Origin of the sequence: Rhizobium sp. LjRoot98, from assembly GCF_964252935.1 — a bacterium.
In the GTDB taxonomy this organism is placed as follows: Bacteria; Pseudomonadota; Alphaproteobacteria; order Rhizobiales; family Rhizobiaceae; genus Pararhizobium.
In genome coordinates, this window is record NZ_CAXUPW020000011.1 from 89,109 (window position 1) to 105,760 (window position 16,652).

The 16,652-nt window shown below is 58.7% G+C and carries 15 protein-coding genes and 1 pseudogene; 8 read left to right on the forward strand and 8 right to left on the reverse strand.

The features are described from left to right. The first annotated feature begins 333 nt into the window (after positions 1-333). Together ACSQ3J_RS25845 and ACSQ3J_RS25850 are read left to right on the forward strand one after the other, a co-directional pair. Positions 334-654 carry a hypothetical protein gene (locus tag ACSQ3J_RS25845; RefSeq protein WP_060503412.1) on the forward strand — a complete coding sequence of 107 codons (321 nt, stop codon included), beginning with the start codon at positions 334-336 and terminating at the stop codon, positions 652-654. Between the two features lie 301 nt (positions 655-955). Further along, positions 956-1,282: a hypothetical protein gene (locus ACSQ3J_RS25850; RefSeq protein ID WP_156397474.1), complete on the forward strand. Its 327-nt coding sequence runs from the start codon at positions 956-958 to the stop codon at positions 1,280-1,282. Between the two features lie 9 nt (positions 1,283-1,291). On the opposite strand, the gene ACSQ3J_RS25855 is transcribed toward ACSQ3J_RS25850, so the two are convergent. Then, positions 1,292-1,435: a hypothetical protein gene (locus ACSQ3J_RS25855; protein ID WP_156397472.1), complete on the reverse strand. Its 144-nt coding sequence runs from the start codon at positions 1,433-1,435 to the stop codon at positions 1,292-1,294. A gap of 174 nt (positions 1,436-1,609) precedes the next feature. Further along, positions 1,610-1,804: a hypothetical protein gene (locus tag ACSQ3J_RS25860; RefSeq protein WP_082512054.1), complete on the reverse strand. Its 195-nt coding sequence runs from the start codon at positions 1,802-1,804 to the stop codon at positions 1,610-1,612. 559 nt (positions 1,805-2,363) lie between these two features. Between ACSQ3J_RS25860 and ACSQ3J_RS25865 the strand changes: the two are divergent. Beyond that, positions 2,364-3,556, forward strand: a pseudogene (locus tag ACSQ3J_RS25865) (dihydroxy-acid dehydratase); the annotation flags it as partial. A gap of 150 nt (positions 3,557-3,706) precedes the next feature. Here ACSQ3J_RS25865 and ACSQ3J_RS25870 read toward each other — a convergent pair. The 6 genes from ACSQ3J_RS25870 to ACSQ3J_RS25895 form a co-directional block, all read right to left on the reverse strand. After that, positions 3,707-4,789 (reverse strand): ABC transporter ATP-binding protein, encoded by a 1,083-nt coding sequence (locus ACSQ3J_RS25870; protein ID WP_436040616.1) that lies wholly within the window; start codon positions 4,787-4,789, stop codon positions 3,707-3,709. Between the two features lies 1 nt (position 4,790). After that, positions 4,791-6,719: a glycoside hydrolase family 127 protein gene (locus ACSQ3J_RS25875; protein ID WP_436040617.1), complete on the reverse strand. Its 1,929-nt coding sequence runs from the start codon at positions 6,717-6,719 to the stop codon at positions 4,791-4,793. A gap of 21 nt (positions 6,720-6,740) precedes the next feature. Further along, on the reverse strand, positions 6,741-7,619 hold the full coding sequence (locus ACSQ3J_RS25880; protein WP_060503407.1) for a carbohydrate ABC transporter permease: 879 nt from the start codon (positions 7,617-7,619) through the stop codon (positions 6,741-6,743). Further along, positions 7,616-8,533, reverse strand: a complete 918-nt coding sequence (locus tag ACSQ3J_RS25885) for a carbohydrate ABC transporter permease (protein ID WP_060503406.1) — start codon at positions 8,531-8,533, stop codon at positions 7,616-7,618. The genes ACSQ3J_RS25880 and ACSQ3J_RS25885 overlap by 4 nt, the downstream gene beginning before the upstream one ends. Positions 8,534-8,608: 75 nt before the next feature. Then, a complete protein-coding gene (locus tag ACSQ3J_RS25890) occupies positions 8,609-9,847 on the reverse strand; it encodes an ABC transporter substrate-binding protein (RefSeq protein WP_060503405.1) in 1,239 nt (412 codons plus the stop codon). 42 nt (positions 9,848-9,889) lie between these two features. Beyond that, positions 9,890-10,909: a LacI family DNA-binding transcriptional regulator gene (locus tag ACSQ3J_RS25895; RefSeq protein WP_436040655.1), complete on the reverse strand. Its 1,020-nt coding sequence runs from the start codon at positions 10,907-10,909 to the stop codon at positions 9,890-9,892. A gap of 277 nt (positions 10,910-11,186) precedes the next feature. Between ACSQ3J_RS25895 and ACSQ3J_RS25900 the strand changes: the two genes are divergently transcribed. The 5 genes from ACSQ3J_RS25900 to ACSQ3J_RS25920 all read left to right on the forward strand — a co-directional run bounded on the left by ACSQ3J_RS25900 (position 11,187) and on the right by ACSQ3J_RS25920 (position 16,584). Then, positions 11,187-12,107 (forward strand): ArsR/SmtB family transcription factor, encoded by a 921-nt coding sequence (locus ACSQ3J_RS25900; protein WP_060503403.1) that lies wholly within the window; start codon positions 11,187-11,189, stop codon positions 12,105-12,107. A gap of 115 nt (positions 12,108-12,222) precedes the next feature. Next, complete coding sequence (arfA, locus tag ACSQ3J_RS25905) at positions 12,223-13,731, forward strand: arabinosylfuranosidase ArfA (protein ID WP_436040618.1); 1,509 nt, start codon at positions 12,223-12,225, stop codon at positions 13,729-13,731. A 27-nt stretch (positions 13,732-13,758) separates the two neighbouring features. After that, the gene (locus ACSQ3J_RS25910; RefSeq protein WP_060503401.1) at positions 13,759-14,856 is read left to right on the forward strand and encodes an ABC transporter ATP-binding protein; all 1,098 of its coding nucleotides are present in this window, start codon (positions 13,759-13,761) and stop codon (positions 14,854-14,856) included. 1 nt (position 14,857) lies between these two features. Next, positions 14,858-15,739: a carbohydrate ABC transporter permease gene (locus tag ACSQ3J_RS25915; RefSeq protein ID WP_060503400.1), complete on the forward strand. Its 882-nt coding sequence runs from the start codon at positions 14,858-14,860 to the stop codon at positions 15,737-15,739. Further along, complete coding sequence (locus ACSQ3J_RS25920) at positions 15,736-16,584, forward strand: carbohydrate ABC transporter permease (protein WP_060503399.1); 849 nt, start codon at positions 15,736-15,738, stop codon at positions 16,582-16,584. The genes ACSQ3J_RS25915 and ACSQ3J_RS25920 overlap by 4 nt, the downstream gene beginning before the upstream one ends. Positions 16,585-16,652: the final 68 nt, after the last annotated feature.

Genomic DNA, 16,652 nt, shown 5'->3' on the forward strand with positions numbered 1-16,652 from the left:
CGCGCTCCGATCCGCATGTCGTCGAGCCGGCCTTTTTTCTACCGGCGCCAGCGCCGGGGCTCGACGGGTGCCGTTCACCGTCGGGCCATCTTTTGCCAGAGGTCCCCATGCACCACCCGCACCCACAATAGCGGATGGGATGGCCAGTTAAAGCCGTCGCCTTACGGGGTGGCGGCTTTTTTAACTCAGCGAATTAGCATGACTGAAAAATGTCGAAGCCCAACGCCAGAATTTCGCGTTCACTATTGCACGAAACCTACCTCATTTGGGGGATGCGGTCGCCTTGTGATTGCAAGACGTTTTCCATGGGCAATTTTGATGCAAGGAAATGCGATGCACGACAAGCTTGAATGGCTGATTATGCAGTGCCGCCACTTAAACTACACTTCGTTCACTGCCTGCTTTGAAGAACATCGCGATGCATGGGATGCGGGCGAGAGATTGCCTTATCTCGCTGGCGGCCTTGCAGCCCTAATTGCTTTTCTTGTCGGTGCATATGCGATTTATCGACATCACACTGCCATAATGGGTGCTGTGCATACGTATTTCCACATGGCTGAACCAATCGCCACAGAAGCCGCCGCAGTGCCAGCAGAGACGGAAATTCAAGCCAGCGTCGAAGTGTCATCGCCTTCGATGCGAAAGACCGGCTGACCGCACATATGCCGCACGGCGTCCTGGCCGTTCCATGAGCAACCAAACACGCAATATTATCCAGATGCACAACAACACCAAAAATGGACTTTGCAAAACCCCTAAAATTGCAGTGTAGTCTGTGCACTCTTGGGAGGGAGCGTACTGCATCAACTATATTGCGGATATGTAATGCGAGCCATTTTAGCGCCGCCATCTGGAACGGATGGCGGTTTTTTATTGTCATGTACGATGGCCGCTCGTGCATCCTTTTGCCTCCGTCCGCGTTGTTTGACCACGATCAGATGAGGACAGTGCCATCATGCGCGTCAGGAAATCACGCAAACGCTCCCTTTCGGGAAATGACAATGAGCTTGGCGAATATTTCGCGGCGTTAGAGGACGAGGAGTTTGATAGCGATGCGCGCTCAAACCCTTCAAGCCAAGGCACACCAGGTCTGTCATCTGCTGAAGAAGTTCGCCGGCTCACGGCATATGTCGCTTATCTACGAGAAAATGTTTCAGCTCTCGAACGTCCCCACAGCTCGCCACCCCAGTCGCACTCCGTAGGCGCGATTGCTAGCTTCGCAGCCATGGTGGGAGTGGCCGCTGTTTTTGGCATTCTCGCGCACCGTGTGTCGCGATTTTAGCTTGGCGTGCTAGTCCGGCGCGATAACACTTTCTTTTGGGTCTATTGAACCATCGTTCTCCGTCACTGGTAGGCTCGCAATATAGACGAGGACCACCGCCAGTGCTGAACAGACAAGCACCGCGAAAACTGCTTGGTTGCCATTACGGATCATGGCCGGCTCCTTGAACTGACTAAGACAAGAGTTTTCCAGCCGCTCTAAAGCCAGTGGCCGGGGGCAGCCACTGGCTCGCTTCAATTGCCGGATCGGGGCGCAGGAAGCTGCCGACGTTGTAGGGACCGTCGACATGCAAAAACTGCGCAGTCAGCGAATAGTTCCACTGTGGAGTCATCGGTTCGGTTTTTGTTTTTCGCCAGCGCTCTTGCCGTCAGAACTCCTTGAGCGCTCTTCAACGCGATCAGCACCCTTGTCCAAATCTGAGCCCTTTCGAGCTTCTATTTTTTTCTCTTCCGCAGCGGTACTTCTGCGCAGGCCTTTTGCAGATTCTTTGCCTTGCTTAGTCGGAGCTTGTTCGACACCCAACGGTACATCCTCCAGTAACATTACGATCCTCTAAAACGGCGGATGATTGAGATTGTTCCGCGTCGAGGCTCTGCTACGATCGCCCCATGTCTCCGGAGTGGCCCATGTTCATACTTCAGTGCTTAGTGGTCGTCGGACTCGCGGGCGTACTATTCATTCGCGGTCCGGGTGATTAGGCGCGAGGATGCACGACAAGGACCAACTCCGCGACAGCAACCATTCGGCGCTTCGCACGTTCCCCCACGGAGACTACTTTGCAGATAGCAGGGCAGGGCCGTTACCTTCAGCCATACGAAGCCATAGAGCACGATCCACGGGTTGCAGGAGGCAGATCACCCAAACAGCAATATCGCCCTGTGCGGCCAACCTTGTGCCCGCAGGGCGACTTGAAAGCAGCTTCCGACTGGAGGCAATCGACTCCGCATGATTGAAAGCAGAACGATATCAACTTTGAAAAGTGGGTGGGAAGTGGGGAGGGAAGTGGGGAAGTGGGGAAGAAACTGCCTGCTATCGGAGTATATGACAATAACAGGCACTTGATTCTAAAATTGGCTCCCCGGGCCGACCTATAATCGGCATCTGCAATACCTTTTCCGAGTTGACGCCGTGCAACGCCCATTTCCGTGGGCTGATCGAACAGAATAAGGGGTACTGGAAGCGGGCGGTCTACCCGTCGTGTTTCCAGTGTTCTCCTGCGGTGAATCCAATCTTCGCCCAACGGCCATGCCGTTTCGCTACCTGGCGTCGATGGATGTTGAGGAGGCTATTCGTGGCAATTCGATGGATGGCGTCGTGCTGATGGCGGGTTGCGACAAGACCACGCCGTCGCTGGTCATAGGGGCGGCGTCCTGCGATCTGCCCGCCATCGTCATCTCCGGTGGACTGATGCTGAATGGCCGATTGAAGGGCCGCACCATTGGTTCGCGCACCGACGTAATTCTCCGAGGATGTGCGCGCCGGCATCATGTCGCCAGCCGATTTCATGGCTGCAGAAAGCGCCATGTCACGCTCCCCTGGTCATTGCATGACGATGGACACCGCCTCCACCATGGCGTCAATGGCTGAGGCCCTCGGGTTGGCGCTCCCCGAAACGCTGCTTACCCGGCTGTTGATGCGCACCGCGCCCGGCTGGCGCGGCTGACCGGCCGCCGGATCGTCGAGATGGTGGCCGAGGACCTGCGCCCGTCGCAAATCCTGACCCGGCAAGCCTTTGCCAATGCCATCCGCATCAATGGGGCGATCGGCGGTTCGACAAATGCCGTCGTCCATCTCCTTCCGATTGCCGGCCGCATCGGCACGGAACTGACGCTTGACGATTGGGACCGTTTTGGCCGCGACGTGCCGACCATCCTCAACCTGATGCCCTCCGGCGCGCATCTGATGGAGGATTTCTGTTACGCCGGTGGGCTGCCCGTGGTGATGAAGCAGATCGCCGACCTACTTGATCTGACCTGTATGACGGTGACTGGAAAAGGCGTCGGCGCCAATATCGAGACGGCAGAAAACTACAATCCGGATGTCATCCTGCCACGTGGAAAGGCTTTGACCCAGCAAGGCGGTATCGCCGTGTTGCGAGGCAATCGTGCGCCGCAGGGTGCTATTCTGAAGCCTTCCGCCGCAACCGCCAACCTGATGCAGCATCGTGGCCGGGCCGTCGTCTTCGAAACGATAGATCACGACAAGAGCCTTGTTGACGACCCTGAACTCGATATCGATGAAACCTGCATTAGGGCGATAACCAATTTCACGCCACTCACGCTGATCCCGGGCAATCCGCGTTGCGAGGAAACAATGGAAACGTCTCGGTTCGAGTTTTCATCCGTCAGGTTAGTACCCCGGCAATCACAGGGACGCGCGCCTATTCGCGTCGGCGCCGCGCAAGGTGCTGTTTGTTCAACGCATTCAGCCAGCTCCTTTCAGCCGCAGTCCTGCTGCGTCGAAGAAGCGGAGATCATCTGCCAGCCAGCGAAAGTGGAGAATATCGCCTGCCTCAACCGGCACGGAGGACCGGTACTCAGCCGTCACGGCCTGTCCGTCCTCAAGCTGACAATAGAGAAACTGCGTGCCTCCCAGATATTCGTAGAAATCCACCTTGGCGCGCAGTGTCCCTTCAGTGTCCGCAACAACATTCATATGCTCAGGGCGCACGCCGAGCGTCAGTTTATCGCCCGGCGCCATCCGGCTGTCGTCAATCTGCACCGCGATCCTGCTATTGCCTATGCGGATTGATCCATCGCCGGCCGATTCCGCATTCAGCAGGTTCATCCGCGGCGAGCCGATGAACCCGGCGACGAATGTGTTAGCTGGATTTTCGTAGATTTCGCGCGGACTGCCGGTCTGCTCAACCAGGCCGTCACGAAGGACGACGATCATGTCCGCCAGCGTCATCGCCTCCGTCTGGTCATGGGTCACGTAGATCATCGTATTGCCGAGCTCGCGATGAAGCCGCGCGATCTCGATGCGCATGGAGACACGCAATTCGGCGTCCAGATTGGACAGTGGCTCATCGAACAGGAACACGTCCGGCTTGCGCACGATCGCCCGGCCAATCGCCACGCGTTGGCGTTGGCCGCCGGAAAGCTGTCCCGGCCTCCGATCGAGCAGCGGATCGATCTTCAGGATGGCCGAGGCAGCCTTGACGCGGCTGTCGATTTCCGGCTCCGGCAGCCTCGCCATCTTCAGGCCGAATGCCATGTTTTCGCGGACGCTCATATGCGGGTAAAGCGCATAGGACTGGAAAACCATGGCGATGCCCCGATCGGATGGATCGAGATCCGTGACATTGCGCCCCTTGATCTCGATTTCACCATCAGTCACTTCCTCCAGCCCGGCGATCATCCGCAGGAGCGTCGATTTTCCGCAGCCGGACGGACCGACGAAGACCACGAAGGAACCCTCTGTGATCGTCAGGTCGATGCCGTGGATCACTTCGAGATTGCCGAAGCTTTTGCGAATGTCGGTCAGCACCACGCCGGTATCAGACATTTTATTCACCGTTCAATTCACCCGCTCTGACCCAGACAAGCATCTCACCCGGTGTCCGGTTGTCCCAGAAGGGATAGGGCACGAAACGCGCCGTCGCCTTTTTGGTTGTTGGCGGTGACGTCCGGTAAAGAGCACTGCCCCAGTCAGCCCGATCCCGTGTGACTGGCATATCGAGCGCGACGGCGCCCCGCAGGTCCGCAAGTTCGGCCGTCGTCCCATTGGAAAGGTCACCCGCCAGCCGTATGCCATTCAGGCCCTCACCGTTGTCCGTCGCCTCGACGCAATAAACCATCGGCCCGCGCATCAGCGCGACGCGCCCGGCATCCTGCCGCACCAGCGGATTGGCAAACAACGCACGCGGCGCCAGCGGGATATCGAGATCGATATGATCGCCTGTCCTCCAGTCCCGCTCGATACGGACATAACCATCGACTAGCGTCGCGGTCAGATCGAGTGCTTCGCCATTGACCTTCAACGTCGAGCCATCGGCCCATTCCGGGATACGCAGCGAGATCGCAAATCGCGCCGCCTTGTCCGCTGTCAGATCGAAGCGGATCGCGCCATCCCAAGGGTAGCGGGTCTTCTGGGCCAGTTCGAACTTGGCCCCGCCGATGTCGAACCGTGCGGTGCTTTCACCATAAAGATGCACCGCGATTTCGTCGTCCGATACGGCATACATGTAGGAGCCGATAGACGCGAGAAGGCGGGCGATGTTGGGCGGGCAGCAGGGGCAATGGTGCCAGACCCAGCGGTGATGCTTGCCACCGCTCTCGAGCGGGTTTTCATAGAAGAACGTCTTGCCGTCGAGTGACAGGCCAGACATGGCGCCATTGTACAGCGCCTGCTCCATGATATCGGCATAGCGCCGGTTGGGACCGCGCCCAAGCATGCGGTTGGCCCAGAACACCAGGCCAACGGACGCGCAGGTCTCGGCGTAGGCGCTTTCGTTGGGCAAGTCATAGTAATCGGTAAAGCCTTCGTTGGCCGCAGCCGGACCGATACCCCCGGTCACGTACATCTGCTTGGTCGTCAGGTCATCCCAGAGCGTTTCCAGCGCTGCAGTCAGGCTGTCATCGCTGTATTCGGTGGCAATATCGGCCATGCCGGAGTAAAGGTACATGGCACGCACGGCATGTCCGACGACCTTTTTCTGGTCGCGCACCGGCTGGTGCGCCTGACCGTACTCATAGGTCTTCTGATGGAAATCGGCGGCCGAGCGACCGTCCCGGATTGCTTCCTCGGTGAAGAAATGCGGTTCAGTGCCACGCTCGTCGATGAAGAACTTGCAGAGGTCGAGGTATTTTTTCTGGCCTGTCACGCGGGCCAGCTTCACCAGTGCCAGTTCGATTTCTTCGTGCCCGCAATAACCGCGCAACTGGCCCTCGCCACGGCCGAAGGTCTTGATCAGATAGTCGCAATAGCGGCACATGATATCGAGCAGCTTGCGTTTGCCTGTCGCCTGGAAATAAGCGACCGCCCCCTCGATCAGGTGCCCCGCGCAATAGAGTTCGTGATGGTCGCGCAGGTTTGTCCAGCGGCGCTCGGGCTGAACGCGCTGGAACCAGGCGTTCAGGTAGCCGTCTTCGTCCTGCATTTTTTCATACATGTCGATGATCTCGTCGACACGGGCTTCGAGCTTCGGATTCTTCCGGCGATAGAGCGAGTAGGCAACGGTTTCGATGGATTTGCCGAGATCGCTATCCCAGAACATTTGTGTTGTGCCGCCCCAGGCCTGGATCGGAATGACGATGCCGGGGCTGGGTTTGCTGGTGTCGATGGCGGTGATCATGCCGGCCTCCACGCAGCGGTCGAGCAGTGTTTCGGCAGTGGTATCGCAGATTGCGTCCTGGCGGTCGCCGAACAGGCCGTGGATATCGACGCTGGGTACGGGCAGGGGACGGAACTGGCGGTCTCTTTTCATCGTGTTCATGGTTTCATCCGTTTCTTGAGATCATTTCACCGCGCCGGCCATCAGCCCGCGCATGTAGTAGCGTTGCAACAGTAGGAAGACGATCAGGCAGGGGATCGTCATGACGGCGACGCCGGCTTGCACCGCGCCCCAGTTCACTGCACCGAGCCGCCCGGCGCGCACTGCCATCATCAGGACGGGCAGCGTGTATTTGTCGTTGCTCGACAACAGGATCAGCGCTGCGAGGAACTCGTTCCAGGCGTTGAGGAAGGCAAAGATGGCGACGGTGGCAACGCCCGGCAGGACCAAGGGCAGAAGCACCCGCACGAGCAGCCGCAAATCCCGCGCGCCGTCGATGCGCGCAGCTTCTTCGATTTCCTTTGGGACGGCATCGAAGGCGTTGCGCATCATGAACACCGAGAACGGCAACTGCAGTGTCACGTAGACCAGTGTTAGGCCAAGCAGCGAATTGTTCAGCCCGAGCTTGGCAAGGATGATGAACAGCGGCGTCAGGATCGACTGGAACGGGATCATCAGGGTTGCGATGATCAAAACGAACAGAACGTTCTTCAGTGGAAAGCGGTAGCGTGAGAAGCCGTAGCCGGCGAGCAGGCTGACGGCGACGGTCAGCACGACGGTTGCGATCGAGACCAGCAAGGAGTTGATCGCGTGCTGCCAGATCCCGGCGCCGAACGTGTCGAGCGACTGGTAGGAATCAAGGCTGATCCCGTTCGCCGGCCAAGGCGGCAGTGGCGGCAGGCGCGCTTCCGTTCCGTGGCGGAATGAGGCCAGGAAAGTGATGACGAAAGGCGCCAGGAAGAACAGGCAGATGGCGATGCCGGCCGCATGATAGGCGCTGTTTGCCCTGAAGGTTTTTCTGGCGCGGCGCTGCTTAGAATCGTGGGTTTTTGAAGCATTCATGGCCGTTCCTCACCGACTCGCAGCAGCCAGAGCTGCACGATGCTGATCGCGACCAGGATTGCCAGAAGCGCGATGGAAAGTGCTGCGCCATAGCCCAGATTGAACGACACGAAAGACTGGTTGAAGATGTAGTAGACCACCGAAATCATCCGGTTCTGTGGCCCGCCCGATGTCATGATGTAGAACTGGTCGAAGGCGAGGATCGAACCGGTGACGGAAATGATCAGCGCCAGCGCGATGGTTTTACGCATCAGGGGAAGCGTCACGTGCCGGAAACGCTGCCAGCGTCCGGCGCCGTCGATACGGGCAGCCTCTGTCAGGTCCGCGGGTATGGCCTGCAGGCCGGTCAGGAGAATGATCATGGTGAAACCGGCAATCTTCCAGACGACCATGATGACGATGGTAAGAAAAGCGCTGTCGAAAGTCGCAAGCAGATTGGGGCTTTTGTCCACCCACCCAAGCGCCTTCAGCGCTGGACCGATAAAGCCACTGTCGACATTGGCCAGCCATACCCAAAGCAGCGAGGCGGTGGCCAGCCCGATGACGACCGGCAGGAAGATGATGGTGCGGTAAGCGCTTACAAATCGCCGCTGTTTTTCGACGAAGATCGCCAGCGGAAAGGCGACGGCGAAGATCGCGATGGTGACGATGACCGTATAATAGGCAGTGAACCGCAGTGCCGACATGAAGCGGGCGTCGTGGAACATGCGGACGTAGTTATTGAAGCCGATCCAGCGTGTTCCGCCCATCAGCGGCCAGTTGTGCAGACTCATCCATCCGGTGAAGATCACTGGCATCACGAAAAAAAGGATGACGAGGGCCATCGCCGGCGCGATATAGACGAGGCCGCGCCAACCCGATCTGCGCCGTCTCTTGCGTTGAGGCGACAAGGTCTTCGAACCGGAACCGGTCATCGAAAAAGCTCCGCTTGGATTTAGGGAAATTGGCCGGGAGGCGGCTTTTCCTCCCGGCCACAGCAGCCGGGGAGATTACTGGCCGCTGTCGATGATCGATTGCATTTCGCTTTGGGCATTCGAAAAGGCGCCATCGACGTCTTCTCCGAAAATGGCGGCGTTGGTGAAGGTCGCCCATGGGCCATTGGCGCTGTTGATCAGGTCGTTGAACTGCAGCGTGTAGGGTGTCTTGGCGACGGAAATGGCCTGGATGCCCACCTGCAGCCGGGGATCGAGGCCCGCCAAAACTTTGTCGGCGATATCACCGCGTGTCGGCAGGCTGCCGTACTTCGCCATGATCTTCTGGCCGTCCTCGGAATAAATATATTCGAGGAATTCCTTCACGGCAGCGATCTTCGGCGTGCCTTTAGTAATGACGAAGTTGTCGCCACCGGCAAAGGAGGACGTTCCACCCGTTGCGCCGGGAATGAGCGTCACGCCGAAGTTGATATCCGGATGCTCCGTCACCAGCGATCCGATGGCAAAAGCCCCAAGGCTCTGCTGGCCGATCTTACCGTTGGTGAAGGAGAGAAAATTTGTGCCGTTGTCGCTGGCGGCACCCGCTGGCACAAGATCCTTCTTGACCATGTTGCGATAGATATCGACGGCCTTGCGCATTTCCGGCGTGTCGAGCGTTGCGGTTTTGCTGTCGGCAGACAGGATATCGGTGCCAGCCCCCCAGACCAGCGGCGTAAAGGTGAAGATCATGCAGCCACCACAGCCGCCGCCGGAGAAGTAAAAGCCGTAGGTATCGTCGCCCAGTGCCCGGATCTTCTCGGCATTGGCGGTGATTTCATCCCAGCTTGCAGGCGCCTTTTCTGGATCCAGGCCAGCCTTTTTGTAGAGATCCTTGTTCCAGGCGAAGACAGATGTCTCGACGGACAGCGGTAGACCGTAAATGCGGTCCTGATAGGTGCCAAGCTTTACGTGGGACGGTGATAGGGAATTGAAATAAGGCAGGGACTTTGCCCAGTCCGTGAGGTCTTCCAGTTGACCTGCGGCCGCAAAGGCGGGGTTGTAGATCAGATCCATGGACAGCGCGTCCGGCGCCTGTCCTCCGGCGATTGCAGTCGCGTATTTCTGAACCAGTTCCGAGAACGGCACCTCGGTCATCGCGACCTGGTTTTCGTGATTGGAATTATATGCTTCCACGGTTTTCTTGAAGGCGTCGCCGACGCCGGTGCGAACCCACATCTCGATCTTTTCGGCGGCCGATGCGCCGGACACCAGGCACAATGTAGCGATGCTGGTCGCTGCCAATAAACGTTTGATCATGACACTCCTCCCAATATGGCGCTATCTCCTCTGGCGCCTTGTTCATTCCCTCGGGTTGTTACTCCCGCACGATTGCCGGACGACCAGCCGGCATGGCAATTTCCTCACTCCCGGCTCGACAGGCCGTCCCTCTGCAAGCGCCAGGACGGTCAGTCCCGCCTGGCGCCCGAGTTCCTTCAATTCCATGTCCACGGTCGTCAGGGGTGGCCGCGTCTGGGCTGCGACAATCTCCCAATTGTCGAAACCGATGACGGACACATCTTCCGGCACCCTGATCCCCCGCTCGCGCAGCGCGTCGACAGCGCCGCGGGCAATCTGGTCGTTGCCACAGAACAGCGCGTCGGGTTTCTCCCCCATTCTCGTCCAGATTTCCGCGACGGCCTCATGGCCCCAGCTTTCCGACCAGACGCCGTACATCACCGGCTCGCCGCCACCTGCCGCCTTGCTGTACGCACCGGCCCGTTCGTGCACTGAAAAGAAATCCTTTGGACCGGTGATATGGGCAATGCGCCGACGCCCAGTCTGCAAAAGCCATTCCACCGCAAGCGTTGCTCCGTGCGCATCATCAGACCGGAAGGTGACGCTGTTCGGCGTACCTTCGGTAAAGGCGTAGACGACCGGAACAGGCAGGTTGGAAAGGTCAACCGGCAGCCGCCTGTCGAGGCGCTTACCGGTGGCGATGATGCCATCGACCTGCTTGTCGAGCATGGCTTCGACATGGATCTGTCCCAACGCCGGATCATCCTCGATCGCGCAGAGGAAGACGGATACGCCGTGATCGACCAGCGCCTCCGAAACGCCCGCCATGACAGGCAGTGAGAATCGCCCGTAAGTATCATTGGTGAGCAGCCCGACAGTGAAGCTGCGCTTGCTGAGCAGGCCACGGGCGAGGGCATTCGGACGGAAACCGATTTCGCTTGCCACCCGTTTGACCCGTTCCCGCGTCTCGTCTCCCATGCGCCCGTTATTGTTCAGCGCTTTCGACGCGGTCGAAATGCTGACACCCGCCGCAGCGGCAACGTCATGGATCGTGATCCGCCTTTTTGCTTCCCCAGTCTCCAGATTATCCTCCCTCAGTTGTGTTGAGAAAACCTTTTACCAATCTGACTGTCAAGTGAGAAAAGGTTTTCTCACGCTTCTTTATGCTATTGATACAGCAGTGCGCTCGTAACCTTTGCTTCGAGGCTGAAAGCGCTAGGCGGGTGTCGCCGGGTTTCTGTTCAAAAAAGGGAGGCTGGACGCCGTACGACTCTTCTGGCTGCACGGCAGAGGCGTGTTGTCGCGGATTGATCATATCTATTTTTCTGATACACATCAATTCTGCATTCGAGAGGGATATATGAGCACGCGATTTCTGATGATTGGCCCGGAGGACGGAAAAGAAGTGCTGAAATGCCTGTCGGCACCGGCGCGGCTTTCCATGCTGGAACTGCTGCATGTCCGCGGCCCGCTCAACGTCAATGACATTGCCGAAGCGCTCGATTTGCCTCAATCGACCACATCGACCCACCTCAATCTGCTGGAGGAGGCGGGTCTCATCCGCACCGAGGTCTCCAAGGCGCGCAAGGGCAGCCAGAAAGTCTGTCATGCCGTGCATGAGGAAATCGTCCTGTCCTTCGCAAGTCCGGCCAAGACCGGTCAAGAGGTGATCGAGGTCGCCATGCCTGTCGGCCTCTATAGCGGCTATGAGGTTGCGGCCCCCTGCGGCATGTGTTCCCGCGACGGCATCATCGGCTATCTCGACAGTCCCGACACCTTCCTCACGCCCGACCGCATGAAGGCAGGTTTGCTTTGGTTTACAATGGGATATGTCGAGTATCAGTTCCCTAACAACGCCCGGATCAAGGGTGCAGAAGTCAAGGAGCTGGAGGTTGCGCTGGAGCTCTCTTCCGAGGTTCCAGGCACCTCCGACAACTGGCCATCCGACATCACGCTCTCCATCAACGGCAAGGGCATCGGCGCCTGGACCTCGCCGGGTGACTTCGGTGATCGCCGCGGCAAATACACGCCCGACTGGTGGAAGCTGCGGGGCAGCCAATATGGCGTTCTCAAATATTTCCGCGTGACGGAAGAGGGCACGTTTATCGACGGGATCAGGATTTCCGATACGACTCTCACCGATCTCGACCTGCTTGAACACCGTTCGATCCGGCTTCGGATCGAGGTGCCGGAAACGGCGAAGAATCCGGGTGGAATCAATATCTTCGGGCGAGGCTTTGGTAATTATGATCAAGATATCGTGCTGCGGCTGAAGACCTGATTTTCCACTGATTGCATGTTTGCCACTCCAAGGCGGGTTGACGCCCGCAACTTCCTATGCGAATTATCATACTAATGGATATATATCTGATTTTCAGATATGCAGGGAGGTAAGCATGCGCGCAGTCGGCACCGCACACAGCGGTTACGTCATCGGTACTATCGATCCACGTCTCTACGGCTCTTTCGTCGAGCATCTCGGCCGGGCCGTCTATTCGGGCATCTACGAGCCGGATCATCCGACCGCCGACAAGAACGGCATGCGTCAGGACGTCATTGACCTCGTGCGGGAAGCCAACGTCCCGATCGTGCGATATCCCGGCGGCAACTTTGTCTCTGCTTACGATTGGGAAGACGGCATCGGCCCACGCGAAGAGCGCCCCGTGCGCCTCGATCTTGCCTGGCACAGCTCCGAAAGCAATCATGTCGGCATCCACGAATTTGCCGACTGGGCGGAGGCTGCCAATACCGACATGATGCTGGCCGTCAATCTCGGTTCGCGTGGCTTGGACTCAGCCCGCGCCTTCCTCGAATATGTCAATCATCCGGGCGGCAGCCAGTGGTCGGACCTTCGCCGCAAGAACGGCCGCGAAGAGCCCTGGAACGTCAAGATGTGGTGCCTGGGCAACGAGATGGACGGTCCCTGGCAGATCGGCCAGAAGACGGCGGAAGAGTATGGCCGCATCGCGTTCGAGACCGCCAAGGCCATGCGCGCCTTCGACAAGTCGATCGAACTCGTGGTTTGCGGCTCCTCGTCACCGAAGATGCCGACCTATCCGGCCTGGGAAGCCACCGTTCTCGACTACACCTACGACTCCATCGATTACATCAGCCTGCACATGTATTTCGACAATCATGCGGGCAATACGGCGGACTATCTGGCCCAGAATGCCCGCCTTGACGACTACATCGCCACCATTGCCGGCGTTATCACCTACACCAAGGCGAAGAAGCGCTCGAAGAAGGATGTCTATATCTCCTTCGACGAGTGGAACGTCTGGTACCACTCCCGCGAAGCCGACCGGAAGGTTCTGGAAGGCAATGACGGCTGGCCGCATGCACCGGCGCTGCTGGAAGACATCTACAATTTCGAGGACGTGCTGCAGGTCGGTTGCATTCTCAACACCTTCATCCGCCGTTCGGATGTGGTGAAGGTCGGCTGCCTGGCGCAGCTCGTCAACGTTATTGCTCCGATCATGACCGTTCCGGGCGGCCCTGCCTGGCGTCAGACGACGTTCTTCCCCTATGCCTATGCGTCAAAGTACGGCCGCGGCAAGGCGCTGAACCTGTCGCTTGATTGCCCAAGCTACTCGACCGATTTCGCCAAGGACGTAGCCTATCTGGACGTTTCCGCCGTCGAAACGGAGGACGATGGCGCGCTGACCTTCTTCATCGTCAACCGTCACCAGACGGAAGTGATCGAACTCGATCTCTCTCTCGAAGGTTTCGGCAGCCGCAAGGTGATCCTCGACAAGGTCATGGAAGGCCACGACCTCCGCGCCGTCAATGGTCCAGGAGCCGAGACGATCGAGCCACGGGATGGCTCGGGCGCATCGGTTACCCAAGGCCGTCTCGTCGCCGCCATCGCGCCGCTGAGCTACCGGATGATCCGGCTCGGGGCGTAAGGCAGACAACGACGGGGAGGAGAAACCATGTCGGCATCGATCGAAATTACCAACGTTACCAAACGTTACGGCGCGCTCGCCGTGCTGGACGACATTTCGTTGTCCATCAAGGCAGGCGAGTTCGTCGTCTTCCTTGGGCCTTCAGGCTGCGGGAAGTCCACGCTTCTGCGCATGATCGCAGGCCTTGAGGACGTGACCGCTGGTACGATCTCTGTCGCTGAACAGCGTGTCGATACACTGCCGCCCGGCAAGCGCGGCGTCGCCATGGTTTTCCAGTCCTATGCGCTTTATCCGCATATGACGGTTGCCCAGAACATGTCCTTCGGCCTGGAAAACATCGGCCTGCCGAAGGACGAAATCGAGCGCCGTGTCCAGCAGGCGGCGGCGACACTCGAAATCGCCCATCTTCTCGATCGTAAACCGCAGAAGTTGTCGGGTGGGCAGCGCCAGCGCGTGGCTATCGGCAGAGCTATCGTCAAGGAACCGAAAGCCTTTCTGTTCGACGAGCCATTGTCGAATCTCGACGCCGCCCTTCGCGGCCGCACGCGGCTTGAGCTTGCCCAGTTGCATGCCCGTCTCGGCAGCACGATGATCTTCGTGACGCATGATCAGGTGGAAGCGATGACGCTCGCCGACCGCATCGTCATCATGCATAACCGCAAGATCGAGCAGATCGGTACGCCGATGGAAATCTACCGGCGTCCCGCAAGCCGGTTCGTCGCGGGTTTCGTCGGCTCCCCGGCCATGAATTTCGTGCCGCTCCGAAGCGTAGCTGCCAATGGTCGCACCGTTACAATCGGCGCAAGCGGCCTTGGTGAGATCCATGCCGCGTTTCGTCTGCCGGCAAGCTTTTCGCCTGAGGGGGCAAATCTCGGCATCCGGGCCGAGGATATAACCGTTCTGCCAGCCGGACAGGCGGGCATTGCGCTCAAGGCCGAAGTCGTCGAGCGGCTTGGTGATCGCACGCTGATCTATGGCCAGCTGGCGGATGGAACGAAGCTGACGGCCGAAACGGACGGACGCAGCGAAGCGCGCGGCGGGGACACGCTGCAGATTGCGCTTGATACCACCGCCATCCACCTGTTCGACGCCGCCGGTACCGCTCACCATTCGGAGGGCGACTGACATGGCCGAGAGCTATCGCCGCAGCCAATGGAGCAACGGCCTCTTCATCCTTCCCTATTTGTCCGTCTTTGCGGTGCTGCTCGTTTTCCCGCTCTTTTGGGGCGCGTGGCTGAGTCTGCATAAGGTCGATCTTTTCGGTCCGGGCCGCTTTGTCGGCCTGGGAAACTATACCCGGGTGCTTGCCGACCCGGTTTTCCTGCAGGCGCTGCGTAACTCAATTATCTTCGTGCTCGTCAGCGTTCCGGCGCTTGTAATACTCGGGCTCTTCCTCGCACTGGCACTCAACAAAACGACGCGAACGACCTCGTTCCTACGTGGTCTGTTCTTCTCGTCCTCCGTGCTTTCGGTCACAATCGTGACGCTGATCTGGCGTTTCGTCTTTATCCCTGGCGACGGGCTCTTGGCCGTCATTTCCGAACAGTTCGGCATTCAGCCGGTCAATTTCTTGTCGACCAGCGGCTGGTCGCTGTTCTCCGTTGGCGTCGCCACAGTCTGGTGGTGTCTCGGCCTGCCAATGATGCTGTTCCTCGCCGCTCTGCAGCAGATTCCGAATGATCTCTATGAGGCGGCAGCGCTCGACAATGCCAGCCCCTGGCGTGTGCTGACACGTGTGACGCTGCCCTCGATCGCCCGCACCATCATGCTGGTGACGATCATCCAGATCGTCATGCAGTTCCAACTGTTCGGCCAGGCGCAGATCATGACCAATGGCGGCCCGAACGGCACATCCCGTCCGCTCGTCATGTACATCTATGAGGTTGGCTTCGTGCGCTGGGACGTCGGCAAGGCCGCTGCAGCATCCGAGTTCCTGTTCCTGATCATTCTCGTCGCGGCGATGGCGCAGTATGTCATCTCAAGCCGCAAGTCGGAGGTTTCCGAATGACGGACCAAACGACCTACCGTCCCGAAGCGCTGACCGGCAATCGCACGCTGCTTGTGATAGCCATTATCCTCTCCGTCGTCATGATGGCGCCGGTTGCCTGGCTCGTCGGCCTGTCGATCAAGGACAACAAGGAGCTGATGCTCGGAACGGAATCCGTCTTCGAGCTGCCCTATACGCTCGTCAATTATGTCAACATCATCTACTCGTCGCAGGCCTTTGGCTGGTTCTTCAACAGCCTTGTGGTGGCGATTGGACAGACGGCCGGCGTGCTCGTCCTCGCGTCTCTTGCGGGTTATGCCTTCGCCCGCCTCGAGTTTCCGTTCCGGCGCACAATCTTCGTCATCGTGCTGTTCGGTCTGGCCGTGCCGGAACAGGCGGTCATCATTGCTCGCCACCAGATGTTCAACTGGTTCGGCCTGCACAATTCCTATATCGGGCTGATGCTGCCCGGCATGTCGTCCGCCTTCGGCGTCTTCCTGATGACCCAGTTCTTCAAGGCGATCCCTAAGGAGATCGACGAGGCAGCCCTTCTCGACAATGCCTCGCCGCTGCGGATCTTCTGGAAGGTGCTGCTGCCTTTGACGCTGCCAGCCCAGGCGACCCTCGGCATCTTCACCTTCCTGCATGCCTGGAACGACTACTGGTGGCCGCTGATCTCCGCGACGAAGAAGGAGATGTTTACGCTCACCATCGGCATCGCCTCGTCGCAGACCAATTTTGCCCAGAGCGAAGGGCTCGGTTTCCTCAGTGCCCAGGCGGTCTTTGCCAGCCTGCCGGTGTTGATCGTCTACGTGATTTTCCAGCGCCATATCGTGACCGCGGTTTCGGGCGGCGCCGTGAAATGACTATTGCTGCGGCCAGGAGGAATGGCCGCAGTGGGTTTCAACGGGGCGGGGAGCCCCTTTCAAAGGGA